General features: G+C 70.8%; 17 protein-coding genes and 1 pseudogene. 9 read left to right on the top strand and 9 right to left on the bottom strand.

The features are described from left to right. The 4 genes and pseudogenes from VFV89_RS18160 to VFV89_RS18145 all read left to right on the top strand — a co-directional run. A pseudogene (locus VFV89_RS18160) lies at positions 1 to 357 on the top strand (cytochrome ubiquinol oxidase subunit I); the annotation flags it as partial. Then, a complete protein-coding gene (locus VFV89_RS18155) occupies positions 354 to 770 on the top strand; it encodes a cytochrome c oxidase subunit 4 (RefSeq protein ID WP_329707371.1) in 417 nt (138 codons plus the stop codon). The pseudogene VFV89_RS18160 and the gene VFV89_RS18155, both read left to right, overlap by 4 nt. A 148-nt stretch (positions 771 to 918) precedes the next feature. Further along, entirely contained in the window at positions 919 to 2,196 is a 1,278-nt protein-coding gene (locus VFV89_RS18150; RefSeq protein WP_329707370.1) for a L,D-transpeptidase, read from the top strand. Between the two features lie 195 nt (positions 2,197 to 2,391). Beyond that, positions 2,392 to 3,351 (top strand): hypothetical protein, encoded by a 960-nt coding sequence (locus VFV89_RS18145; RefSeq protein ID WP_329707369.1) that lies wholly within the window; start codon positions 2,392 to 2,394, stop codon positions 3,349 to 3,351. A 167-nt stretch (positions 3,352 to 3,518) separates the two neighbouring features. Here the strand turns inward: VFV89_RS18145 and VFV89_RS18140 are convergent, their stop codons facing one another. From VFV89_RS18140 to VFV89_RS18125, 4 genes are read right to left on the bottom strand one after another with little or no spacing between them, the layout of a single operon-like run. Next, a complete protein-coding gene (locus VFV89_RS18140) occupies positions 3,519 to 5,282 on the bottom strand; it encodes a cytochrome bc complex cytochrome b subunit (RefSeq protein WP_329707368.1) in 1,764 nt (587 codons plus the stop codon). A 22-nt stretch (positions 5,283 to 5,304) separates the two neighbouring features. Continuing rightward, positions 5,305 to 6,465 carry a ubiquinol-cytochrome c reductase iron-sulfur subunit gene (locus VFV89_RS18135; RefSeq protein WP_329707367.1) on the bottom strand — a complete coding sequence of 387 codons (1,161 nt, stop codon included), beginning with the start codon at positions 6,463 to 6,465 and terminating at the stop codon, positions 5,305 to 5,307. Beyond that, positions 6,462 to 7,367 carry a c-type cytochrome gene (locus VFV89_RS18130; RefSeq protein ID WP_414690401.1) on the bottom strand — a complete coding sequence of 302 codons (906 nt, stop codon included), beginning with the start codon at positions 7,365 to 7,367 and terminating at the stop codon, positions 6,462 to 6,464. The genes VFV89_RS18135 and VFV89_RS18130 overlap by 4 nt, the downstream gene beginning before the upstream one ends. Positions 7,368 to 7,377: 10 nt before the next feature. Beyond that, positions 7,378 to 7,998 carry a heme-copper oxidase subunit III gene (locus VFV89_RS18125; protein WP_329707372.1) on the bottom strand — a complete coding sequence of 207 codons (621 nt, stop codon included), beginning with the start codon at positions 7,996 to 7,998 and terminating at the stop codon, positions 7,378 to 7,380. A 91-nt stretch (positions 7,999 to 8,089) separates the two neighbouring features. On the opposite strand from VFV89_RS18125, the gene VFV89_RS18120 reads away from it, so the two are divergent. From VFV89_RS18120 to trpD, 3 genes are read left to right on the top strand one after another with little or no spacing between them, the layout of a single operon-like run. Next, entirely contained in the window at positions 8,090 to 8,989 is a 900-nt protein-coding gene (locus VFV89_RS18120) for a cytochrome c oxidase assembly protein (RefSeq protein ID WP_329707366.1), read from the top strand. Between the two features lie 10 nt (positions 8,990 to 8,999). Next, positions 9,000 to 9,407 carry a hypothetical protein gene (locus tag VFV89_RS18115; RefSeq protein WP_329707365.1) on the top strand — a complete coding sequence of 136 codons (408 nt, stop codon included), beginning with the start codon at positions 9,000 to 9,002 and terminating at the stop codon, positions 9,405 to 9,407. 14 nt (positions 9,408 to 9,421) lie between these two features. Continuing rightward, on the top strand, positions 9,422 to 10,447 hold the full coding sequence (trpD, locus tag VFV89_RS18110; protein ID WP_329707364.1) for an anthranilate phosphoribosyltransferase: 1,026 nt from the start codon (positions 9,422 to 9,424) through the stop codon (positions 10,445 to 10,447). On the opposite strand, the gene VFV89_RS18105 is transcribed toward trpD, so the two are convergent. The 4 genes from VFV89_RS18105 to VFV89_RS18090 form a co-directional block, all read right to left on the bottom strand. Next, positions 10,444 to 11,934 (bottom strand): hypothetical protein, encoded by a 1,491-nt coding sequence (locus tag VFV89_RS18105; RefSeq protein WP_329707363.1) that lies wholly within the window; start codon positions 11,932 to 11,934, stop codon positions 10,444 to 10,446. The genes trpD and VFV89_RS18105 overlap by 4 nt on opposite strands. Positions 11,935 to 11,941: 7 nt before the next feature. Next, positions 11,942 to 16,081 carry an Ig-like domain repeat protein gene (locus VFV89_RS18100; RefSeq protein ID WP_329707362.1) on the bottom strand — a complete coding sequence of 1,380 codons (4,140 nt, stop codon included), beginning with the start codon at positions 16,079 to 16,081 and terminating at the stop codon, positions 11,942 to 11,944. A 143-nt stretch (positions 16,082 to 16,224) separates the two neighbouring features. Beyond that, positions 16,225 to 16,503, bottom strand: a complete 279-nt coding sequence (locus VFV89_RS18095; RefSeq protein ID WP_329707361.1) for an Lrp/AsnC ligand binding domain-containing protein — start codon at positions 16,501 to 16,503, stop codon at positions 16,225 to 16,227. A 10-nt stretch (positions 16,504 to 16,513) separates the two neighbouring features. Next, positions 16,514 to 18,298, bottom strand: coding sequence for a DEDD exonuclease domain-containing protein (locus VFV89_RS18090; RefSeq protein ID WP_329707360.1), 1,785 nt, complete (start codon positions 18,296 to 18,298; stop codon positions 16,514 to 16,516). A gap of 77 nt (positions 18,299 to 18,375) precedes the next feature. Here VFV89_RS18090 and VFV89_RS18085 point away from each other — a divergent pair, with 77 nt between their 5' ends. Beyond that, positions 18,376 to 20,055, top strand: coding sequence for a ribonuclease J (locus tag VFV89_RS18085; RefSeq protein ID WP_329707359.1), 1,680 nt, complete (start codon positions 18,376 to 18,378; stop codon positions 20,053 to 20,055). Positions 20,056 to 20,259: 204 nt separating this feature from the next. Next, complete coding sequence (locus VFV89_RS18080) at positions 20,260 to 21,477, top strand: NYN domain-containing protein (protein ID WP_329707358.1); 1,218 nt, start codon at positions 20,260 to 20,262, stop codon at positions 21,475 to 21,477. Between the two features lie 5 nt (positions 21,478 to 21,482). Here the strand turns inward: VFV89_RS18080 and VFV89_RS18075 are convergent. Next, positions 21,483 to 23,104, bottom strand: a 1,622-nt coding sequence (locus tag VFV89_RS18075) for an LTA synthase family protein (protein WP_329707357.1), incomplete at its 5' end; no start/stop codon positions are given.

Below are 23,104 nucleotides of genomic sequence, written 5' to 3'. Positions count from 1 at the left end.
CTGCTCGGCGCCTCGACGCTGCCGTTCCTCTACAACGTGTGGATCTCGCGCAAGGCGCCGCTGGTCGAGGTCGACGACCCCTGGGGCTGGGGCCGCTCGCTGGAGTGGGCGACCTCCTGCCCGCCGCCGCGCCACAACTTCGTCACCATCCCGCGGATCCGCTCCGAGTCGCCCGCCTTCGACCTGCACCACCCCGAGATCGCCGCGATCGAGCTCGACGACAACCCGGCGGCCGCCGACGGCCGGCTGGCCGACGCGCCGAGCATGCACGGCCGCGACACCATGGTGGCCGAGCGGACCGAGCAGACGACCGAGACGGAGACCGAGACCCGGTCTGAGGAGGACGAGGACCGATGAAGGCCGAGGCCTGGATCTTCGGGGCGTGCACCGTCTTCTTCCTGCTGGTCACCCCTGCCTACTGGCTGGTGACCGACGCCAGCGAGCACGGCGGCGACTGGACCGGCACCTCGGCGCTGACCATGACGATGCTGCTGGCGCTGATGATGACCGTCTACCTCGGCTTCCACGCCAAGCGGATGGACCCACGTCCTGAGGACCGCAAGGACGCCGAGATCGCCGACGGGGCGGGGGAGCTGGGCTTCTTCCCGCCGTACTCCTGGTGGCCCCTGTGGACCGCCGCCTCGCTCGGTGTGTGCGTGTTCGGGGTGGCCAGCGGGGCGTGGTGGCTGTTCATCATCGGGGCAGTGCTGGGCGCCATGGCGCTGGTCGGCTGGATCTTCGAGTACTACCGGGGTGTGCACGCTCACTAGTCATCTGGGCCCGTGAGCGCAACTTCCGGCGGCGCCGCGCCGTCCCACGGGCGTGCGCAGTTTCGTGGGTTCTCATCGTCCGCAGGTAGTCTTGACTGGTCCGAACCGGTCGGTGCGGGCGTCCTCGTGGGAGTCCTTGGAGTCGAGCATGTCCTCTCGCCGACGCGGTCTGCCCGTCCGCGGCCTGGTGGCGCTGGCTGCCCTCCTGCTCGGCGCCTCGGTGCTCAGCGCGTGCGACAACGGTGACGACATCCGGGGACAGGGCTCGGCCTCCGACACGGCGGGCGCCTCCGACGGCTCCGGCGACGGCTCCTCAGGCCCCTCGTCCGACGGCTCCTCGGACCCCGAGACCCCACCGGCGACCTTCTCGACCAACATCAAGCGCAAGACCGACGTTCCGGTCTCGACCCAGCTGCTGGTGCTGGCACATCACGGCCGGCTCAGCCAGGTCGCGGTCAGCGGCTCCGGCGACGTGGGCCCGCTCGACGGCACCATCGCCGGCGACGGCAGCAAGTGGAAGGCCGGTGACCTGCTGGAGCCCGGGACGACGTACACCGTGAAGGCGAGCGTCACCGGCGACGACGGCGACGTGGTGACCAAGAAGCAGACCTTCACGACCCAGTCGCTTACGCTCGCCCAGCAGACCTACCCGTCGGTCGCGCCGCTGCCCGGCGAGACCGTCGGCGTCGGCATGCCGGTCATCGTGAGCTTCGACGTGCCCGTCACCGACCGGGCCAACATCGAGAAGCACCTGCACGTCACCAGCTCGCCGCAGCAGCCCGGCACCTGGCACTGGATCAGCGACACCGAGGTGCACTACCGGCCGAAGACCTACTGGAAGGCCGGCACCCAGGTCGACGTCGACGTCGACGTCAACGGCGTCGACGCCGGCAACGGCATCTACGGCCAGATGGACCGGGACGTCCAGTTCAACATCGGCGACGCGCACATCTACAAGGTCGACACCAGGACCGACCAGATGCGGGTCTTCTCCAACGGCAAGCTGCTCCGCACCATCCCGATCACGACCGGCCAGCAGCCGAAGTTCACCACCCGCTCGGGGATCAAGGTGATCATCGAGAAGTTCGACTCCAAGCGGATGCGCTCGGAGACCGTCGGGATCCCGGTCAACAGCCCGGACGGCTACGACATCGACAACGTCCAGTGGGCGATGCGGGTGACCTACTCGGGTGAGTTCGTCCACGCCGCCCCGTGGTCCGTCGGCTCCCAGGGCCATGCCAACGTCTCCCACGGCTGCACCGGCATGAGCACCGCCAACGCCGACTGGCTCTACCACATGAGCGTCCGCGGCGACGTCGTCGACTACGTCGGCACCGACCGCCCGATGGAGCCGACCAACGGCTACGGCGACTGGAACATCCCCTGGAAGGAATACAAGCAGGGGTCTGCCCTCGCCTCGAGCTGACGCCTCCGGCCCGGAGTGGCGGTGGGTTAGCAACCTTCATCCATGTGGACAGAGGTTGCAGGGGCACCGCCACCTGGCGCACCGGCGCCCCGGCTGGTCCGGCTCCCATCCACCGGTGTCTCTCGTGGGTCGAGTGTGCACAGGAGTGCACCTCAAGGCCGCGCCCGCGGGCGATGTCGGGTGGGGTCGGCTGTCATGGACAGCCCCTACAGACTCCTGCCCAACGGCCCGTTCACGAGACGACAGGCCCTGGCCGCAGGCATCACGTCGCGGATGCTGCAGGGCGACGGCTTCGTGCGGCTCTACCCGCGGGTCTGGCGACGCAAGGCCCATGTCATGACCGAAGACGACTGGGTCCGGGCAGCGCAGCTGGCCCTGCCGGGAGATGCCCGGCTGACCGGGATCAGCCGGATCCGGGCCGTCGGACTGGACTACGGACCCTGGCGGCCGCTGCACTTCGTCGTCGCCAGGGACCTGCATCTCGACTTCGAGGGCGTCTTCCTGCACCGGACCGAGGCGATGCCGCCGCTCGACGACGTGGGTGTCTGCGTCGAGGCCGCGTTCCTGGCGTACTGCGTCCGCTGCCGGGTCATCGACGCCATCAAGGTGGGCGACTGGCTGTTGCACAACGCTCACATGGACCTGGCCAGGCTGAAGGACCTCGCCGTGGCCCAGCAGTGGCGTGACGGCGCCGACGAGGCTTTGTGGATCCTGGAGCACCTTGACCCGGACTCTTGGTCGCTCAAGGAGTCGGAGACGAGGGCTGCGATCGTGTTCGCCGGCCTGCCGCGCCCGGAGTGCAACCGGCAGCTGCACGAGATCACGCAACGCGTGGTGATCGTCGACATGCTCTATCGCGAGCCGCAGCCCGGCGTCGCGGTCGAGTTCGAAGGTGGCCAGCACCGCGAGGACCAGGACCAGTACGAGCGCGACATCGGACGCTACGCGCTGATGCGGTCAGCCGGTGTGTCGTACGTCCAGGTGACCAACGCCAAGCTGAAGCAGCCTCGCAAGGTCGTGAACGAGGTCCACCGAGAGCTCGTGGCGCACGGCTACGACGGACCTGCGCCGCTGTTCGGCGAACGTTGGCAGACGCTGTTCCGGAGCCTGCGCGCCGCCGTCGGCCCGCGCGACTGGAGGCGACCCTCGGCCTGAGCCTCGCCTGTGGTGGTCTCGGCGGCCCGGGCGGCGGTGCCAGAGCAACGGCTGTCCCCAGGGAAGACGGTTGCTAACCCACCGCCGCCAGGGGGAAGACGGTTGCTCACCCACCGCCGCCAGGGGATGACGGTTGCTAACCCACCGCCACCCCCAGGGCACGGAGGTCAGTCGTCGGCGCGGAGCTTCTCGCCCTCGACCAGGTGGTGGCCGTCGAACTGGTGGCCGTCGGCGGGATGGCCCTCCATCGGAGCCTGGAGCTCGTGCTCGTGCTCCGCGTGGTGGTGGCCTTCCTCGAGCTCCTCGGTGGTCGGCTTCTGGATGTTGTCGGCGTACATCATCTTCCGCAGCCGGTGGCGCAGGCCGGCCAGGCCGCCGGCGATGCCGCGTGGCGGCTCCACGCCGTTGGCGTCGGGACCACCCGGCAGCTCGGCGAGCACGTCGGGGTCGCGGTTGCGCGCGGTGAGCCGGTAGGCGCGCTCGGTCGGGAGGGGCAGGTGACGCTCGGTGTAGCCACCCTCGGGAGAGCGCATGATGATGCCGGTCTCGTAGCCGTGCAACAGCGTCTCGCGGTCCTTGCGTTGCAGCGAGATGCACCATCGCTTGGTGATCAGGTAGGCGATCACCGGCGCTATGAACACCGCGGCCCTGTTGAAGTAGGTGATCTGGTTGATCGAGAGGTTCAACCGGATCGCGATGATGTCGTTGCCCCCGGCGATCCAGAAGACGCCGTAGAGCGTCATCAGGGCCACCATCGTGGCGGTGCGGCCAGGAGCGTCGCGCGGCCGCTGGAGCAGGTGGTGGTCGCGCTTGTCACCGGTGATCCAGGACTCGATGAACGGCAGCAGCAGCACGATGGTGAACAGCAGCATCGGCAGCACGATGATCGGCAGGAAGACGTTCCAGCTCCACGTGCGGTGCCAGAAGTGGCTCTCGATGTTCGGCATGATCCGGAGCGCGCCGTCCGGCCAGCCCATGTACCAGTCGGGCTGGGAGCCCGCGGTCACCTTTGACGGGTCGTAGGGCCCGTACTTCCAGATCGGGTTGATGGTGAGCAGGCCGCCCATCATCGCCGCGACGCCGAAGACGCAGAAGAAGAACCCGCCGGCCTTGGCGGCGTAGACCGGCAGCATCGGGAAGCCGACGACGTTCTGCTCGGTGCGGCCGGGGCCGGGCCACTGGGTGTGCTTGTGGTAGACGAGCAGGATCATGTGCGCGGTGATCAGCGCCAGCAGCAGCCCCGGGATCAGCAGCACGTGCACGATGTAGAGGCGCGGGATGATCACGTCGCCGGGGAACTCGCCGCCGAACAGCAGGAACGACATGTAGGTGCCGATCACCGGCTGCGACTTGATGAAGCCGTCCGCGGCCCGGATGCCGGTGCCGGAGAGCAGGTCGTCGGGGAGCGAGTAGCCGGTGAAGCCCTCGAGCGTGCCGAGGATGAGAAGCAGCGCGCCGACCACCCAGTTGAGCTCGCGCGGCTTGCGGTGCGCGCCGGTGAAGAAGACCCGCAGCAGGTGCACCATCATCGCGGCCACGAAGAGCATCGCGGCCCAGTGGTGGATCTGCCGCATCAGCAGCCCGCCGCGGACGTCGAAGGAGAGTCGCAGCGCCGATGCGAAGGCCTCCGACATGCTGACGCCGCGCAGCTGCGCGTAGCTGCCCTGGTAGGTCGTCTCGCCCATGCTCGGCGTGAACCACAGCGTCAGGAACACGCCGCTGAGCAGGAGTACGACGAAGCTCCACAACGCGATCTCACCGAGCATGAACGACCAGTGGTCGGGGAAGACCTTGCGCAGGTTCTTCTTGGCGAGTGCGGCCAGGCCGAGCCGGTCGTCGGCCCACTCGGCGACGCCGCCGACCGGGTTGGACTTCTTGGCAGTGGCCGCGGTGGTGTTGGTCTTGGCGACCCGGCTGGTGTCGATGCTCATGGTTGCCTACTCCGCTCCGGGCTCACTTGCTCGTGCTCTGCTGGGAGTCGCGCTCCCAGTAGCTCGGTCCGACGGGTTCCTTGAAGTCGCTCTGGGCCACGAGGTAGCCGTCGTCGTCCACCATAAGCGGGAGCTGGGGGAGGGGACGGGCGGCAGGTCCGAAGACCACCTTGGCGGCGTCGGCCAGGTCGAAGGTCGACTGGTGGCACGGGCAGAGCAGGTGGTGCGTCTTCTTCTCGTAGAGCGAGATCGGGCAGCCGACGTGGGTGCAGATCTTGGAGTAGCAGAGGATGCCGTCGACGGCCCAGTTCTCCCGGCCGGGGGCCGGCTTGTTCTCACCGGGAAGCATGCGTACGACGACCACCGCGCCCTTGGACTTGGCGATCTGGAGGGGCACGCCCTCGAGGACGGGCTCGCCCTCGTCGTCGACCTCGAAGATCATCGCCGGCTCGGCGTTGACCAGGTCACCGATCTCGAGGTCACCTGGGCGGATCGGGGTGCCGACGACGTCGCGTACGACGCGCATGCCCTTGTCCCAGACCGTGTGCTCGAGTCCGGCGCCGGGGTAGGGCTGGCTGTCGGTGACGTCCCTGTTGGTCGGCCCAAGGTCCTTGAGCAGGACGACCGCGGGGGCGATGAGGACGCCGACCGCGCCGAGCAGCGAGTTGCGGACCAGCGGGCGCCGCGCGATGCCGGACTCGTCGGCACCAAGGGCCAGCACCCGCACGGTCTCCTCGCGGTCCTCGTCGGAGGACCGCGCCGGGTGGCGCATCTCGACGATCTCGTGGTCGGCCATCAGCTTGCGGGCCCACTGGATCAGCCCGACCCCGATGAACAACAGCGCGCCGCCGAGCGTGACCCCGAGGGCGACGTTGGAGGCGCCGAGGCCGCCGATCGTCCGCACCGACTTGCCGTCGGCCCCGCCGTTGACGCCGAAGACGACGTAGGAGACGACGAACAGCACCACGCACACGGTCGAGAGGCCGAACAGCGTCGCGATCTGCCGCTCGGCCCGCCGCTCCGCCTTGGCGTCGACGTCGGTCGGCCGCCAGACGTGCTCGGGCAACCCCGGGTTGGGGATCGGCTCCTCAGGGACGAGCGCTCCGCCGTGCCCGTCGTGGGCCGCGTCGTGCGAGTCGTCGCCCGGCAGGCCGGGAAGGTGGCTATCGTGCCCGTTGCTCATGCAGCGAACTCCTCCCCTGAGTTGGACTTCTTTGGCTTCGAGGAACGAGCGGTGTGCGCGGCGATCCAGGTCGCGACACCGACCAGGGAGCCGATGCCGACGAGCCAGGCGAACAGGCCCTCGCTCACCGGGCCCATGCCGCCGAGGTCGAAGCCGCCGTACTCGGGCTGGTCGCGCAGCGAGTAGAGGTAGGCGATGACGTCACGCTTCTCCTCCGGCGAGAGGTTGCCGTTGGAGAAGGAGGGCATCTGGCCGGGACCGGTGAGCAGCGCCTCGTAGATGTGGCGGGCAGTGGTGTTGCTGAGCGCGGGGGCGTAGCCGCCGTGCGGCATCGCGCCGCCCTTGCCGGCGAAGTTGTGGCAGGCGGTGCAGTTGGTCAGGAAGATCTGGCCGCCGCGCGAGACCGCCTCCTGGCGCTCCTCCTCGGACATCCCGGCGAGGCTGTAGTCCTCCGGGTTGGGGACCGCGGGGCCGGGCCCGAGGGAGGCGACGTACGCCGCCAGGGCGTCGATCTCGTCCTGGGTGTAGGACCCGGGCTTGGTGGGGTTCTGGGCGCCGGGCTGGACCGCGGGCATCCGGCCGGTGCCGACCTGGAAGTCGACAGCGGCGGCGCCCACGCCGACCAGGGTCGGCCCGAGCTGGTTGCCGTCCTGGGTCAGGACACCCTCGCCGTTCTGGCCGTGGCAGAACGCGCAGCCGACGAGGAACAGCTCGCGACCCTGCGCGACCAGCTCCTCGTCGCTCTGGGCCGAGTCGGCCGTCGACGAGGGCGCGAGCGCGGCGTAGAGGCTCCCGGTCAGCACCAGCCCCAGCAGGAGCAGCAGCAGCCCGGCGACCGGGCGGCGGCGGTGGCGGGAGAGGCGGCCGACGGAGCGGTTCAGGAAGCGCACAGGTGTCCTCACGGGCCGAAGATCACTTGATGATGTAGATCGTCGCGAACAGCCCGATCCACACCACGTCGACGAAGTGCCAGTAGTAGGAGACGACGATCGCGCTGACCGCCTGCTCGTGGGTGAAGCGCCTGGCGACATAGGTCCGTCCCAGCACCAGGAGGAACGCGATGAGGCCACCGGTCACGTGGAGGCCGTGGAACCCGGTGGTCAGATAGAACATCGAGCCGTAGGCCGAGCTGGAGATGGTGGTGTCCTCCTGGACCAGCGAGGTGTACTCGGTCACCTGGCCCGCGATGAAGATCGCACCCATGACGTAGGTGAGCATGAACCACTCGCGCAGCCCCCAGCCCCGAGGGTCGAAGATCGCCCGGGTGCGGCCCACCTGGCCCCGCTCGGCCGCGAAGACGCCGAGCTGGCACGTCACCGACGACAGCACCAGGATCGTGGTGTTGACCGAGGCGAAGGGGATGTTGAGCTTCTCGGTGTTCTGGGCCCACAGGTCAGGGCTCACCGACCGGATGGTGAAGTAGGACGCGAAGAGCGCGGCGAAGAACATCAGCTCGCTGGAGAGCCAGACGATGGTCCCCACGCTGACCATGCTCGGACGGTCGTGGTGCCCGTGGAGGCGCGAGGCCGGGATGGTCGTTGCTGTCGCCACGGGGTCATTATGTCCCGCAGGCTCCCCACGGCTACCCCCGGGTGGCCACCCGTGTCGCCGCTACCTTTGAGGGGTGCCGCCCTTCGATCCGAGCCGCCTCCTGACGGGGTGGGAGCTGGCCCCGGTGCCGCTCGTCGTGACGGTCTGGGCGGCCGGCCTCTACCTGGTCGGGGTGCACACCCTGCACCGTCGGGGCGACGCGTGGCCGGTGGCGCGGACGATCATGTTCGTCGGGGTCGGGATGGGTTCCTTCTACGTGGCCACGTCGTCCGGCCTGGCGGCGTACGACACCACCCTCCTGAGCGTGCACATGGTCCAGCACATGGTGCTCTCGATGCTGGTGCCGCTGGCCCTGGCGCTGGGCGCTCCGGTGACCCTGGCGCTGCGCACGCTCCCGCACGCCCCCCGGGCCTGGCTGCTGGCCGTGCTGCACTCCCGGGCGGCGCGGGTGCTGTCGTTCCCGCCGCTCACGCTGGCGCTGTACGTCGTCTCGCCGTGGGCGCTCTACTTCTCCTCCTGGTACGACGCCACGCTCGACCACGTCTGGCTGCACGAGCTGATGCACCTGCACCTCGTCGTCGTCGGCGCGCTGTTCTTCTGGCCGATCGTCGGCATCGACCCGGTGCCCGGGCGGGTGGCCTACCCGTTCCGGATGCTGCTGGTGGTCCTGACGCTGCCGTTCCACGCCTTCCTGGGTGTGACGATCATGGGCCAGACGACCCTGCTCGGAGGCGACCACTACCGGGCGCTGCACCAACAGCCCGGCTACGGCTGGCTGCCCGACCCGGCCGACGACCAGCACCTGGCCGGCGGGCTGCTCTGGTCGTCGGGCGACCTGATCGGGCTGCTGCTGTTCGGCGTGCTGTTCGCGCAGTGGGTCCGCTCCTCCATGAAGGAGGCCGCGCGCGAGGACCGGCGGCTGGACCTTCTCGAAGCCCGCGCCCGTGCAGGGGAGAAGGCTGCCGAGCGGTAACATCCGGGCCGTGGCCGACCAGAAGAACCTGCGGGTCCTCGTCTACTCCGACGACGTCAACACCCGCCAGCAGGTCATCCTCGCGCTGGGCCGTCGGGTCCACCCCGACCTGCCCGAGCTGGAGTACGTCGAGGTCGCCACCGAGCCGGTGGTCATCCAGAACATGGACGCCGGCGGCATCGACCTGGCGATCCTGGACGGCGAGGCAGTGCCCGCGGGCGGCATGGGCATCGCCAAGCAGCTCAAGGACGAGATCTACCAGTGCCCGCCGCTGCTGGTGCTCACCGGACGGCCCCAGGACGCCTGGCTCGCCACGTGGTCGCGGGCCGACGCCGCGGTCCCGCACCCGATCGACCCGATCCAGCTGGCCGAGGCCGTGACCGGGCTGCTCCGGTCCCGGGTGCCCGCCACCGGCTGAGAGCCCCGCCGCCCATGACCACCTGGCCCGAGGTGCTCGGCGCCCTGGTCGCGCGCACCGACCTCTCCGCCGACCAGACGAGCTGGGCGATGGGGGAGATCCTCTCCGGCGAGGCGACGCCGGCCCAGATCGCCGGCTTCGCGGTCTCGCTGCGCGCCAAGGGCGAGACCGTCGAGGAGATCGCGGGCCTGGTCGCGGCGATGTATGAGAAGGCCACGCCGATCGAGGTCCCGGGCCGGCTGCTCGACGTGGTCGGCACCGGCGGAGACCGGTCGATGTCGGTGAACATCTCGACGATGGCCGCGATCGTGGCGGCCGGCGCCGGCGCGCGCGTGGTCAAGCACGGCAACCGCTCGGCGTCGTCCCAGTCCGGGTCGGCCGACGTGCTCGAGGCGCTCGGCGTACGCCTGGACCTGCCGCCGGACCGGGTCGCCGCGCTGGCCGACGAGGCCGGCATCACCTTCCTCTTCGCCGCCGCGTTCAACCCCGCGATGCGGCACACCGCGGTGCCCCGCCGCGAGCTCGGCATCGGCACGACGTTCAACTTCCTCGGCCCGCTGGCCAACCCGACCCGGCCCGCGGCCAACGCCGTCGGATGCGCCGACCCGCGGATGGCGCCGGTGATGGCGGGGGTGTTCGCCGACCGGGGCGCGGACGCCTGGGTGTTCCGGGGCGACGACGGGCTCGACGAACTCACCACGACCACGACGTCCTCGGTGTGGGTGGTCAGCGGGGGCGCCGTGCGCACCGCGACGATCGACCCGGCCGCACACGGCCTGGCCCCGGCCACGACCGAGGACCTGCGGGGCGGCGACGCGGCCCACAACGCCGACGTCGTACGCCGGCTCCTCGAGGGCCGGCCGGGACCGGTTCGGGACGCGGTGGTGCTCAACGCGGGGGCCGCCCTGGCGGTCTACGACGCACCCGGGGCGCCGCTCGACGAGGCCCTTGACGCCGGAGTGGCCAGGGCCCGCGAGGCGATCGACTCCGGCGCCGCCAAGGCGACCCTGGAGCGCTGGGTCGCGGCCAGCGCCGGCTAGGAGTCGTACCAGCCCGGCGGCGGCGCGAGCAGCTCCAGGTCGTCGCCGGACTCCACGACCGTCCACCCCTCGACCGAGCGCAGGTTGTAGGCGAGGGTCGAGCGGGGCTCGAGGATGGCGTAGTCGGGGTGGATCTCCTTGACCAGGCCGACCCACCCGCTCTTGACCTCGTCGATGTCGGCGTTCCGCGCCAGCTCGTCGTCGGTGTAGAGGTCGCCGTAGCCGTGCATCACTACGTCGAGCTGCGGGAAGCGCCACATCAGGTAGCCGCCGTAGGCGCTGTCGTCGAGGACCACCGTCCCCGGCGGGAGTCCGCCGATCGTGGCGTCGACCCAGGACGCCGTCTCCCGGGGTTGGTCGGCCGTGTGCGGGACCACCAGGGCCAGCCCGGCGAGGGCGACGGCCCAGCCGCCCACGACGAGGGCCACCTCGGTCCGGCGGATCCGGGGGGGCGCGCCGAGCGAGGGCTGCAGCGCAGCCGCGGCCAGCGGGGCCGCCATGCAGGCCGAGACCGGCACGGTGCGCAGCGAGTAGACCGCCCACAGCACGGCCAGGCCGATCAGGGCCAGGTCGAACCACGGGACCCGCTCCGCGCGGCGCAGCCGCGGGCCGACCGCGAGCGCCAGGATGCCGAGCAGGATGACCATGTAGAACCTCGTGAAGTCCGGAGGACCCCACTCGTAGAAGTACTTGCCCCGCGAGTTGACCTGCAGGACCGCCGCGAACAGCCCCGGCCCGACCGGGGTGAGCAGCGAGACGACTCCGGAGAGCACCGGCACCGCGAGCATCCGCAGCAGCGTGCCTCGGGGGTGCTTGCGGTCGAGCGCCAGCCCTGCGACGGCCACCAGGCCGATCGCGATGCCCACCGGCCACATGCCGTGGCACATGGTCCACACCCACGTGATGGGCACCAGCAGCCACGGCGCCCGGCCGGTCCGGCGCGCCTGCAGCCAGGCCGCGGTCGTGACGGTGACCAGGATGTAGCTGACCTGCTGAGGCCGCATCGACATGCCCGGCGTGCAGGCCGCGATGGTCAGGAAGACCAGCAGCACCGCCACCAGCGGCTCGGCCTCCCGGCGGCAGGCCCAGTAGACCGTCATGGCCAGGCTCAGGAACAGCAGCCCGCACAGCCAGGCCACCCCGGCCAGGCCGAACCACTCCTCCACCTGCGCCATCACGACCTGCGGCAGCCACTGGGTCGGCACCCAGTCCGCGGTGGCGAACGTCGAGACCGAGCCCGGGTGGCGCAGTGACCACTGCCCGGTCAGGAACTCGTGGCCGAAGCGCAGGTGGAAGTAGGTGTCGTAGTTGTGCAGCGGGAACGACGCGATCCGGGCCACCGCGAGGTAGACGCCGGCCATGAGCACGACGGGCAGCACGGTCCGGACGGGGGACCGGCGGCGTACGCCGCCGGCCACCGCCTGGTCGACCACCACGTCGTGGGGGTCCGCCGGGGTCGAGGAGCGGACCTCCTGCACGGTGCTCACATCCTGGCTACTTCTTCTTCGGCTTGATGACCTTGACGGTGACAGTGCGCGCGGTCGACGGGAGGGTCGACACGCTACCCAGGTAGGTCACGGTCAGCTTGTGCTTGCCCTTCTTGAGCTTCTTCAGGCGCAGGACGAGCTTGCCGCCGCTGCCGGTCTGCAGGCCGGCCACCGCGATGACCTTGGAACCGTCCTTGACCTGGACCTGTCCGAGCGTGACCCCGAAGTCGATCAGCGCGACGTTCACGGTGAGCACCGCCCGCTGGCGCTGGGTGATCTTCTTCTTCGCCACCGTCGCGGTGGTCTCGGAGGTCAGCTTGTTGATGGCCAGGGCCGCGCTCTGCGCGACGCCGGGGTTCAGACCGTCCTGGGTCGCGGTCACGCGCACGTAGACCGGCAGGCCGGCATCACGCGTGCGCACCACGTAGGTGCTCTTGGTCTGGTTGGCGACCGCGGAGCCGTTCACGAACCACTGGTAGGTGAACTTCGGCGAGCCGGGCCAGGTGCCGGGGGTCGCGGTGAGCGTCTCCTTGGCGTTCGGTACGCCGGAGATGGTCGGCAGCACCGTCGCTGCCGGTGCGGCTCCGAGCGTCACCGTGATGGCGTTGGACGTGCTCACACCGTCGGCGTACCCCGGCAGCGTGCCGGTGTCCTTGAGCGTGATCGACTTCCCCGCGTCCGCCGCGGTCGTCGTGTACGTCGGTGACGTGGCACCGCTGATGTTCGAGCCGTTCCGCTGCCACTGGTAGTGGTCCTGGACGCCCGGGTGGTTCCACGTCGGCGGCGTGCTCGTGAGCGTCTTGCCCACCTCGGTGCCGTCCGGGGCCTGGATCTGGACCGCCTGTGCGTCGGCGTTGAGGGCGGTGTCGACCTGGAAGGTCCACGCCGGGCTGGTTCCCATCGTGTTGCCGCTCGCGTCGAACGCGGTGACCACCCAGGTGTAGGTGCCGTCGGGGTAGTTCACGGTCGGCGCCCACGCGTTGGCCGCAGTGGAGGACACCGAGCCCACGCTCTGGTTGCTCGCGTTGCGGATGTCCACCGAGTAGCTCGTCGCCTGCAGCCCGCCCGCGGCGTACGGGTGCCACTTCAGCAGGACCCCGTTGGGCGGCAGGAGCGACCCGCTGGCCGGGCTGTCCAGGTTGACCGGTGCCGGGTCCACCCAGAAGCGGCCCAGGCCGGACCAGCGGCCGCGGTTCTCGCTGCCGGTGGCGTCGTAGCGCATGATCCGCCAGCGGTAGGGCAGCGTCGAGGGCGGCAGTGAGGCCGGCGGCACGAACGCGGCCTGCTTCACCGTGGTCTGCAGCACGCGCTTGCCGGCGGACAGCGTGACGTCGTCGTCCTTGTAGACCTCGAGCTTCCACGTCACGTCGTAGTCGTTCGAGGTCCAGCGGAAGGGGAACTCACCGGAGCTCACATGGCTGTTGTAGGCCGGGAAGGCGCCCGGATCGACCACGCCGTCGGTCGGGTTGAGGACCGTTGCGGGTGTCTGCTTCGTGAACTTGCGGGTGTCCGACCAGGCCAGCCGGTTGCCCTTGGCGTCGATTGCCTGGACCCGCCACCACAGGTCGCCCTCGGGGTAGGTGCTGCCGAAGGCGGTGTAGGTCGTCTGGTCCACGGTGACGTCGTCGATGGCGTTGGCGTCGCTGATCGTCGCCGACTGCGAGACCTGGAGCCGGTAGCGCTGCGCCGACTGGTGCGAGGCGGCGTCTCCGCCGGCGTAGGTCACGCCCGCGTTGGTGGTGCGGTAGTCCTGCCAGCTGAAGGTGACCAGCGTGCCGGCCTGGGTGGACTGGTCGACCGGCGCGGTCTGCACCACCTTCGGCGACAGCTTCTTGAAGGCGTTCGTCGCCGCCCCGGGCTGGCTGACCGGGTCGGGTCCGCAGTTGATGAGGGGGCGGACGGCGGCGCACGGGCGCACGAACCAGTAGTAGGACTGGTTGGCCTGGTTGTCTGCGAGCGCGGTCAGCTCCGCCGTCGTGGGCGTCCACCGGGAGTTCTCGGTGACGGCGTAGGGGTCCTGGACGCGGTTGGTGAATGCGTTGTCCTCGGCGAGGTAGACGAGGTAGCCGCCGGCACCCGGCACCGGGTCCCAGTCGAGGACCGGCGTGGCGGGCACGTTGTCGCAGAGGGCGCCCCCGTTGGCCAGCTGTGCGGCGCACCAGGTGTGCGCGTCGACCGCTCGGCCGTCCAGCGCCAGGCCACGGCCACCGACCACGTCCGGCGCGGTGATCGCGAACGTGGCGGCCGGACCGGAGATCAGGAGGTGGTCGTCGACGTCGAAGGCGTCGATCCACCACGTGTAGGTGCCGGGACGCAGGAAGTAGCTCCCGTCGTCGGTCACACTCGGGTTCTCGAGCCGGCGGCCGAGCACGTTGGTGGTGCTCTCGGGCAGGGTGAAGCCGGGGGTCTCCGAGACGCGCAGCCTGTAGTAGGACGCGCCGGTGACCGGGGTCCAGCTGAGCTGCGGGAACCGCGAGGTCACCTGCTCGGTGGCCGTGGTCGGGACGGGCACCGGTCCACTGGCCGGCGGGGCACCGACGTTGAACGTCCAGCTGGTGTTGACCGGCGAGGGGTGGCCGTCGGCGTCGATGGCCGCGACGCTCCACGAGAAGGGTCCTTCGGCCGGGTCGAGCGTGTCCTCGGGCGTCCACGACAGCGCGGACGTGGTCACGCCGTCGGCGTGGTTCCCGTTCTTGTCGTACACATCAACCTCGTACCGCTGGGCGTCCTGGCTCGGCGACCAGCGGAACGTGGGCACCGCCACGTTCAGGTCGCCGTTGGCGGGGCTCAACCGGTTGACCACCCCGGAGCTGTAGACGACCTTGTAGGCCTGGTTGTCCGGCATCGCGGCGTTGGCGTCGGAGTAGATGCCCTCGACGCCCAGCGGGTCGTCGATGGCCCGGACCCGCCAGTAGGTCAGCTGGCCCTGGTTGGGCATGCACTTGTCCAGGCCCTTGTAGCCGGCGGTGTAGGTCGTCTGGGCGGTGAAGCAGCTGTCGTAGGTGTTCGGCGTGAAGTTGGGGTCGGTGCCCACGTCGAGCTGGTACTTCGACGCGTGCGGCACCGGCGTCCACTGGTAGTAGAAGTCGTCACCCACCGGTGTGGTCGAGTCCGGCGGCCAGACCGCCGCCGGCTTGTCCGGCCAGACGCGGGTGAACTGGCTCGGCTCGGTCGGCCACGGCGCGGGCTGGCCCGCCGCGTTGATCGGCCGCACCTTCCAGAAGTAGCTGCCGTTGTCGTAGGTGGTGGTCGGCGAGTAGCGCGTCCCCACCACCGTCTTCTTCTCGACCTGGTTGTTGAAGTCGTGGTCCCGCGCGACCCAGATCTCGTACTGCTTCGCACCCTTGACCGGGTCCCAGCTGAACACCACGTCGTGGACCGACACGGACGGCCGGACGCCAGGGGCGCTGTTCGGGTCGGGGGCGCAGATCTCGCCGGGTTGGCAGCTGGCCGCGGTGACCGGGTCGAGCTGGTTCACGTCGTACGACACGTAGTCGGTCCAGTCGGTCTGGAGGTTGTTGGCGAAGTGTGCGCGCACCCTGGCGAAGAAGTTCTCGGGCAGGGTCTGCTCGCCGACGCCCTGCGGGTCCGGCCAGACGTACGTCGTGGTCTTGATGCCGGTCTTCACCGTGCCGCCGACGCCGTCGCCCTCGGCGTCGACCTCGACGTCGTAGCTGGTCGCGCCCTGGACCGCGTCCCAGTGGATGACCGGCGGCGCCGCCGGGGGCAGGATCTTCGGTCCCGTGCTGGGCGTGATCGCCAGTCCGGTGGGAGGCACGAGCGTGCCGACCGGAACGTTTGCCTCGGCGAACGCGCTGGAGCCGCTGCCGTCGACCGCCTGCACGCGCCAGTAGAGAGTCCCCTCCTTGAGCACCCGGACCGGGACGTAGCTGTTGTTGACGGTCTGGACGTTGAAGATCGTGGGCGAGAACGAGGAGTTCTCCGAGCCCTGGACGACGTACTTGGTCGCAGAGTCGACCCGGTCCCAGCTCAGGGTCGGGATCGCGGCGCCGTCGCTCGTCAGGTTGGTCGGGACGGCGGGCGCGGCCGAGGCCGGCCCTGTGGTGACCTGGCTGAGCCCGGCGGCGAGTGCCAGGCACGCGATGGTGCTGAGCAACGCACGGGCGCGCAGACGACGTACCGGCATGGGGGCTCCTCGAGGGGGACGGACGACCCCCAAACGCTAGGTCTGGACCGCCGCCCGCCGCGGGGAAACGAGGGACCCTATGGCCCGAACGGACTAGGTCTCCTGACTGAAGGGCCGACTGTTTCGGCTCGACAGGAGGCTCCTCACTCCAGACCGAGCGAGAACGCCGCCTCCAGGTCGTGGCGCGAGTAGGCGCGGAAGGCGATGTGGGTCTCGGTGGAGAGGACCCCGGGCACCTTGTTGAGCCGGTCGGCCACGACGTCCGCGACGTCTTCGTGGGCCCTGACCCGGACCAGCACGATCAGGTCGATCTTGCCGGTCACGGAGTAGACCTCGCTGACCCCGTCGAGCTCGGCGATCGTCTCGCCGACCTCGGGGATCCGGGCCACGTCGGCCTTGACGAAGACGATGGCGGTGATCACGGCGCCCAAACTATCGCGCGGGCTGGTGGACGGTCGCGAGGTCGCGGCGGTCGGCGAACGGGACCAGCGAACGCCGCGACTCCGCCACCGCCTCGTGGACGGCGAGGTGCCGGCCGGCGCCCGCCACCGGGCACGCCCACTCGCCCTCGACGTCGACGAGCCGGACGCCGTCGGACTCCAGCCAGCGCAGCACCTTCTCCGACTCCTCGGCGCTGGCGGCCGGCACCGGGCCGGGAGCGTCGCCGACCGTCTCGGCCGAGAGGCGCAGCTCGGCGAGGTATTGATGGGCGTCGGCCCCGGGCGGGATCACCCCGGCCGCGGCCAGCCGGCCGTGGCGAACGACGTGGACCTCCCAGCGGCCGCCCCCGGCCGGGTCGGCCTCGCGACGGGTCGCCACGATCTCGGGGCACCGCGACAGAGCGGTGAGCCGCTGGGTGCGCGCCGCGGCCCGCACGAACGCCGCCAGCCGGTCGCGGTGGACACCGGCCTCCTCGAACCGCTCGTCGGAGGAGAGCTGCTCCATGCGCCGGTTGATCGCCTCGACCACCTCGTCGGGCCGGCGCAGCAGCGTGTCCTGGAGCAGCCGCACGACGGCGGCGTAGGTCGTCTGGTCGACGCTCCCGTCGCAGGGCGAGAGGCAGCGGCCGAGCTCGGCCAGCACGCAGGGGCTGCGCGAGGGCACCTTGCCGAACCGGTCGCTGCACTGGCGCACCGGGAAGGTGTCGTGCAGCGCTGCCAGGCACTTCTCCGCGCCCTTGCGGGAGGAGAACGGGCCGAGGTAGTCGGCGTCGTCGTCGAGCACCCGGGTCACCAGGGACAGCCGGGGCCACGGCTCGCGCGTCAGCTTGATGAAGTGCATCCGCTCGGGGAACCGCGAGCGGCGGTTGTAGCGCGGCTTGTGCTCGGCGATCAGCCGCAGCTCGCGCACCTGCGCCTCGAGGGTGGTGCTGCAGACGATGCCGCGGACCGTCGAGGCCAACCCCACCATCTCGCCCATCCGGGACCGCGTCTCGGACGCGGTGAAGTAGGAGCGCACCCGAGTGCGCAGGTCGCGTGAGGTGCCGACGTAGAGGACCCGGCTGGCGTCGTCGCAGAACAGGTAGACGCCGGGGGAGTGCGGTAGGGCCTCGGCGAGGTGGCGCTTGCGGCGCTGCGCGGTCGAGACCCGCGCCGAGAACGTCTGGAGCTCCTCGAGCGTGTGCACGCCGAGCCCGCCCAGCCGCTCCATCAGCCCGTGCAGCACGTCGACGGTGGCCCGGGCGTCCTCGAGCGCCCGGTGGTTGGGCGTCGTCCCGGAGCGGAAGACCCGGGCCAGCGACGACAGCTTGCAGTTGGGGGCGTCGTCGCGGGTGATGACCCGGCGGGCCAGCTTGGCGGTGTCGACGACCTCGAACCCCGGCCAGGCCCGGCCCTGGAGCTCGTTGAAGTGCTTGAGGAAGCCGACGTCGAACGGCGCGTTGTGGGCCACGAGGACGGTGCCGGTCGCGAACTCGAGGAACGCCGGCAGCGCGGACTCGATCGGCGGGGCGTCAGCCACCATGGCGTTGCTGATGCCGGTGAGCACCGCGATGAACGGCGGGATCTCGGTGTGCGGGTTGACCAGGGTCTGGAACTCGCCGAGCACCTCGCCGCCGCGGACCTTGACCGCACCGATCTCGGTGACCATGCAGCCGTCGTGCGGGGAACCGCCGGTGGTCTCGAGGTCGACGACGGTGAAGGTGATGTCGCGGAGGGGGCGGCCCAGCTCGTCGAAGCTGCGCTGGCTCTCCCATCGCGATGTGACCGTCGTGCTCACGCTTGCGACGGTAGGTCCGGGCACCGACAGTTGGTGGCAGGCCGCGCCGGGCGATCGAACGTGGGTAGGGTCGAGTCGTGCCGCCGTTCGACGAAGAGCCGCCGCCCCTGCCTCCGGGGTTCCTGCGGGTGATCCCCCTCGGCGGGGTCGGCGAGATCGGCCGCAACATGGCGGTGCTCGAGCACGAGGGCAGGCTCCTGGTCATCGACTGCGGTGTGCTGTTCCCCGAGGAGCACCAGCCGGGCGTCGACCTGGTGCTGCCGGACTTCAGCCACCTGCACGGCCGGTGGGACGACGTCGAGGCGGTGCTGCTCACCCACGGCCACGAGGACCACATCGGCGGCGTGCCCTACCTCCTCGAGGCCGGGCTGCGGGCGCCGCTGGTGGGTTCGAGGTTCACCCTGGGCCTGCTCGACGCCAAGCTCACCGAGCGACGGCTCGACTCGACGATGCACGAGGTGCGCAGCGGGCAGACCGTGACGTTCGGCCCGTTCACCTGCGAGTTCGTCGCGGTCAACCACTCGATCCCCGACGCGCTGGCCGTCGCGGTCACCACCTCGGCCGGGACGCTGTTCCACACCGGCGACTTCAAGGCCGACCTCACCCCGCTCGACAACCGGCTGACGGACATGGCGTCGTTCTACCGGTTCGGCGAGCGTGGCGTGGACCTGCTGCTCAGCGACTCCACCAACGCCGACGTCCCGGGCTTCGTGACCACCGAGCGGGACATCGGGCCGGTGCTCGACCGGGTGGTCGGCGAGGCGTCCGGCCGGGTCTTCGTGGTGTGCACCTCGAGCCACGTGCACCGCATCCAGCAGGTCCTCAACACCGCCCGCAACAGCGAGCGGCACGTGGCCGTGGTCGGGCGCTCGATGGTCCGCAACGTCCGGATCGCCGAGGAGCTCGGCTACCTCTCGGTCCCCCCGGGGCTGGTGCTCTCGGTCGACGACGTCGACAAGCTCCCCGCGGACCGGATGCTCGTGCTGTGCACCGGCTCGCAGGGCGAGCCCGGCGCCGCGCTGTCGCGGATGGTCACCGGCCAGCACCGGGACTTCGCCCTCATGGAGGGCGACACGGTGATCTTCGCAAGCTCCCTGATCCCCGGCAACGAGAGCGCCGTCTACCGGCTCATCGACCGGATGGCGTACGCCGGCGTGGACGTGATCACCCGTCAGCAGGCGCCGATCCACGTCAGCGGCCATGCCGCCGCGGGCGAGCTCACCGCGGTGCTGACCGCCCTGCGGCCGCGCAACTTCATGCCCGTGCACGGCGAGGGCCGGCACCTGCGCGCCCACGCCAAGCTGGCCATGCGCACCGGCGTACCACAGGACCGGATCATCATCGCCCGCGACGGCGTCGTCGTCGACCTCGGTGACGGCAAGGCGTCGGTGGTGGGGCAGGTGCCCGCCGGCTTCACCTATGTCGACGGCGGCGGCGTCGGCGACGTCGGTGAGGAGAGCCTGCGCGACCGGCTGATCCTCGGCGAGGAGGGGTTCATCTCGGCGGTGGTCGTCGTGGAGTCGCGGACCGGCCGGGTGGTGGCCGGGCCGGAGATCTCGGCGCGCGGCTTCGCCGACGAGGACGAGCCGCTCGACGACATCCGGCAGCGGGTGGCCGACGACATCACCAACACCCCGCACTCCGAGCCCGTCGACCCCGACGAGCTGCGCCGGATCATCCGCCGCTCGATCGGCTCGCAGGTCAACCGGGTGCACCGGCGGCGGCCGATGATCCTGGTCTACGTCGTGGAGACGTAGCTTCACCCCCGCGAGCTTCGACCCCGAGTCCATGGCGACGCTCGCTGGCGCTCGCGGGCTTCGCAGTCGCCATGGCCATCGGGGCCGATCGCGGGGAGCGCTCGCTGCGCTCGCCCGCCTGCGCTCGCTCCCGGCCTGATGTCGGGGCATGCGCCGGAGCCAAAGCTGTCGATCCCGTCACCGCCGGGATGAGACCGTTGATACATGGACCTTCCCGAGGCGGTGCGCGCGCGACTGGTGTCGCTGGTCGCGGCGAGCCTCGGCGACGTGACCCCGCTGCCGGCCGCGCTCAAGCAGGTCGCCGGCTTCGCGCCGGCGAGGCGGGCGCGGCTCGGGGCGACCGCGATCATGACCGAGCTCGAGCGGGACGAGGAGCTGCGCGGCCGGGTCGGGGTCCAGGCGCGGACCCGCGCCAACGGGGACGCTCTGGACGTGGCCGCCCTGGCCTGGCTGGAGCGCCCGGAGGGCTGGGAGGACGCCGTACGCCGCGCGGCGGAGCCGACGCCGCGGAAGTCCGTCGACGCCCAGCACGAGCAGCGCGAGCGGAAGCTCCGGGAGCGCGCCGAGGCCGCCGAGCAGGCGCTGCGCGACCAGCGCCGCAGCCACAAGGAGGCACTCGAGGCGCTCAAGGCCGAGGTGTCGACCCTGCGGCGCACGCTGGGAGAGACCCGCACCAAGGAGCGGGCCGCCCGGGCGGAGGCCGAGGCGGCCCGCGAGCGCGCCGAGGAGAGCGTCGCCCGGCTCGAGCGTGAGCTGCGCCAGCTGCGGACCCAGGTCGCGAAGCTGGAGGAGCAGGCGGGGGAGCAGCGCCGGCAGGCCCGCAGCGACCGCGACGACGTCACGGTCCGGGCCCGGCTCCTGCTCGAGGCGCTGAACGACGCCGCCGTGGGGCTGCGCCGCGAGCTGGGGCTGCCGACCGTGACCGGCAACCCCGGCGACCGGGTCGAGGCGGAGCTCGCCGCGGAGGCCGCCGAGGGCACGCGGGAGCCGACCTCGACCGGCTCCATGGCACCGAGCAGCCCGGCGCTGCTGGAGCAGTATCTCGCGCTGCCGAAGGCCCGGCTGATCGTCGACGGCTACAACGTCACCAAGTCGACGTGGCCCACCCACAGCCTCGAGACGCAGCGCAGCCGGCTGCTCGCGCTGATGTCGGCGCTGGTGGCGCGCACCGGCGCCGAGACGACGGTGGTCTTCGACGCGGCCGCCACCGACAGCCGACCGGTCGTCGCCTCACCGCGTGGGGTCAAGGTGCTGTTCAGCCCCAGCGGGGTGATCGCCGACGACGTGATCCGCCAGCTCGTCGCAGCAGAGCCCGCCGGCCGGGTGGTGGTCGTCGTCACCGAGGACCGCGAGATCGTCGCCGACGTTCGCCGGGCCGGCGCTCGCGTGGTCTCCCCGGCGGCCCTCACCCGTTCGGGCTGACCGGGTCAGGAGTCACCCATCGGGTAGTACATCGGCCCGACGGCGTACCTCTTGCCGATCGAGAAGTCGTACTGCACCAGCCGGTAGTCGTGGAGCAGCCGCTGCTGGGCCGGCGTGAGGTCCGCCTCGGTCACCGCTTCGCCGTCGGGCGCGACGATCGTGCCCTCGCCGACCGCCCCGATCTTCTGGGCCACCTCGGAGAGCAGCTCGTAGTACGGCGGCAGCGGCTCTCCGACGAGGTCGAAGACGTAGGGCAGGAACGCGGTCGGGCTGGTGACCGGCAGCGCCCTGGGCTGCTGGCCCTCGCTGGACCAGATGAACATCGGCGTCTGGAGGTGGTCGAGCCCCGGGTTCGCGGCGAGCACCTCGTCGGACAGCGTCGCGGGGTAGTGGTCGCCGTAGAAGACGACCACGGTCGGCTCGCCGCCGGCCTCCAGGTCGCCGAGGAACCGCTGCAGGGCCTTGTCGGTGTACTCCTGGCCGCGCGCGTAGCCCCCCATCCCCTTGAGGGCCTCGGCGCTGCCGGGCGCCTCGACCGGCACCGGGTCGTCGTACCAGTCCAGCGTCGGCACGTGGTTCTGCATCGTCACGAGGTTCACCAGGAGCGGCTGGTCGTGGTCCTTGATCTCCCGCTCGACCTCGTCGAAGGCGGACTGGTCGGAGATGTAGTTGCTGTTCTCGAGCTTCTGCTTCTCGGCGATGGTGTCCTCGGAGACGAAGTCCTTGAACCCGAGCATCGGGTAGACGGTGTTCCGCCGGTAGAAGGTGGCGTGGTAGGGGTGCACCGCGATCGCCTGGTGACCATGGTCGGTGAACCACCCCACCGCGGAGGGGTAGCTCTTCATGCCGCTCATGAAGTTCTGGTACGGCGCGCTGACCTGCGGGTTGAACAGGCCCAGGGACTGGCCGGTGAGCGCCTCGAACTCCATCGACGAGGTGCCGGTGCCGTAGAAGTTCGCCAGGGTGCTGCCGCCCCAGGAGTCGGCGATCGTCCGGCGGGTCAACGCCATCGTGTCGTGGTCGAGGCTCACCCCCTTCAGCCGGGAGAAGTCGGCGAACGCCTCACTCAGCACGAGCACGACGTTGACGTCGTCCAGCGCGCCCGCGGTGAGGCCGGCGTTGCGGGCGTCGGCGCGGGCGGCGTACTTCTGGGCGATCGCGGCCATGGTTTCGGCGCTGTAGCCGGCCGGGACCGGCATCGGGTCGCTCGGCATGTTGTAGAGGGCGCCGCCGACGAAGCCGTTGGTGCGGTAGTTCATCTGCTGCGAGAACGGCTCCCAGATGGCGCCGTGGCGCTCGTAGAGCCTGCGCCAGGGGTTCCCCGGGTCGTTGAACTGGAGCGCGCTGGACAGCAGCAGCGTGAGTACGACGATCCCGACCACCCGGGTGCCGACCAGGACGGCCCAGCCACGGGGGTGGTCGGCGCGGCGGATCCGCGGGTGGCGCCGGCCCATCACCCGGGAGGCGACGACGGTGGCCACGGCGAGGACGACCAGCCCGGCCACGGCCTCGACGACCGCCACGGGCGCGACCATGTCGAGCAGGAACCTCGAGTCGTGGAGGAACTGGTAGTCGCTGGGGTAGAGCGGCTCGGCCAGGATCGACATCTTGGCGACGTTCACCGCGG

This window comes from Nocardioides sp. (assembly GCF_036274455.1).
Taxonomy (GTDB): domain Bacteria; phylum Actinomycetota; class Actinomycetes; order Propionibacteriales; family Nocardioidaceae; genus Nocardioides.
The sequence above is the reverse complement of the archived record's forward strand: the minus strand, read 5'-3'. Positions and strand labels throughout refer to the sequence as shown.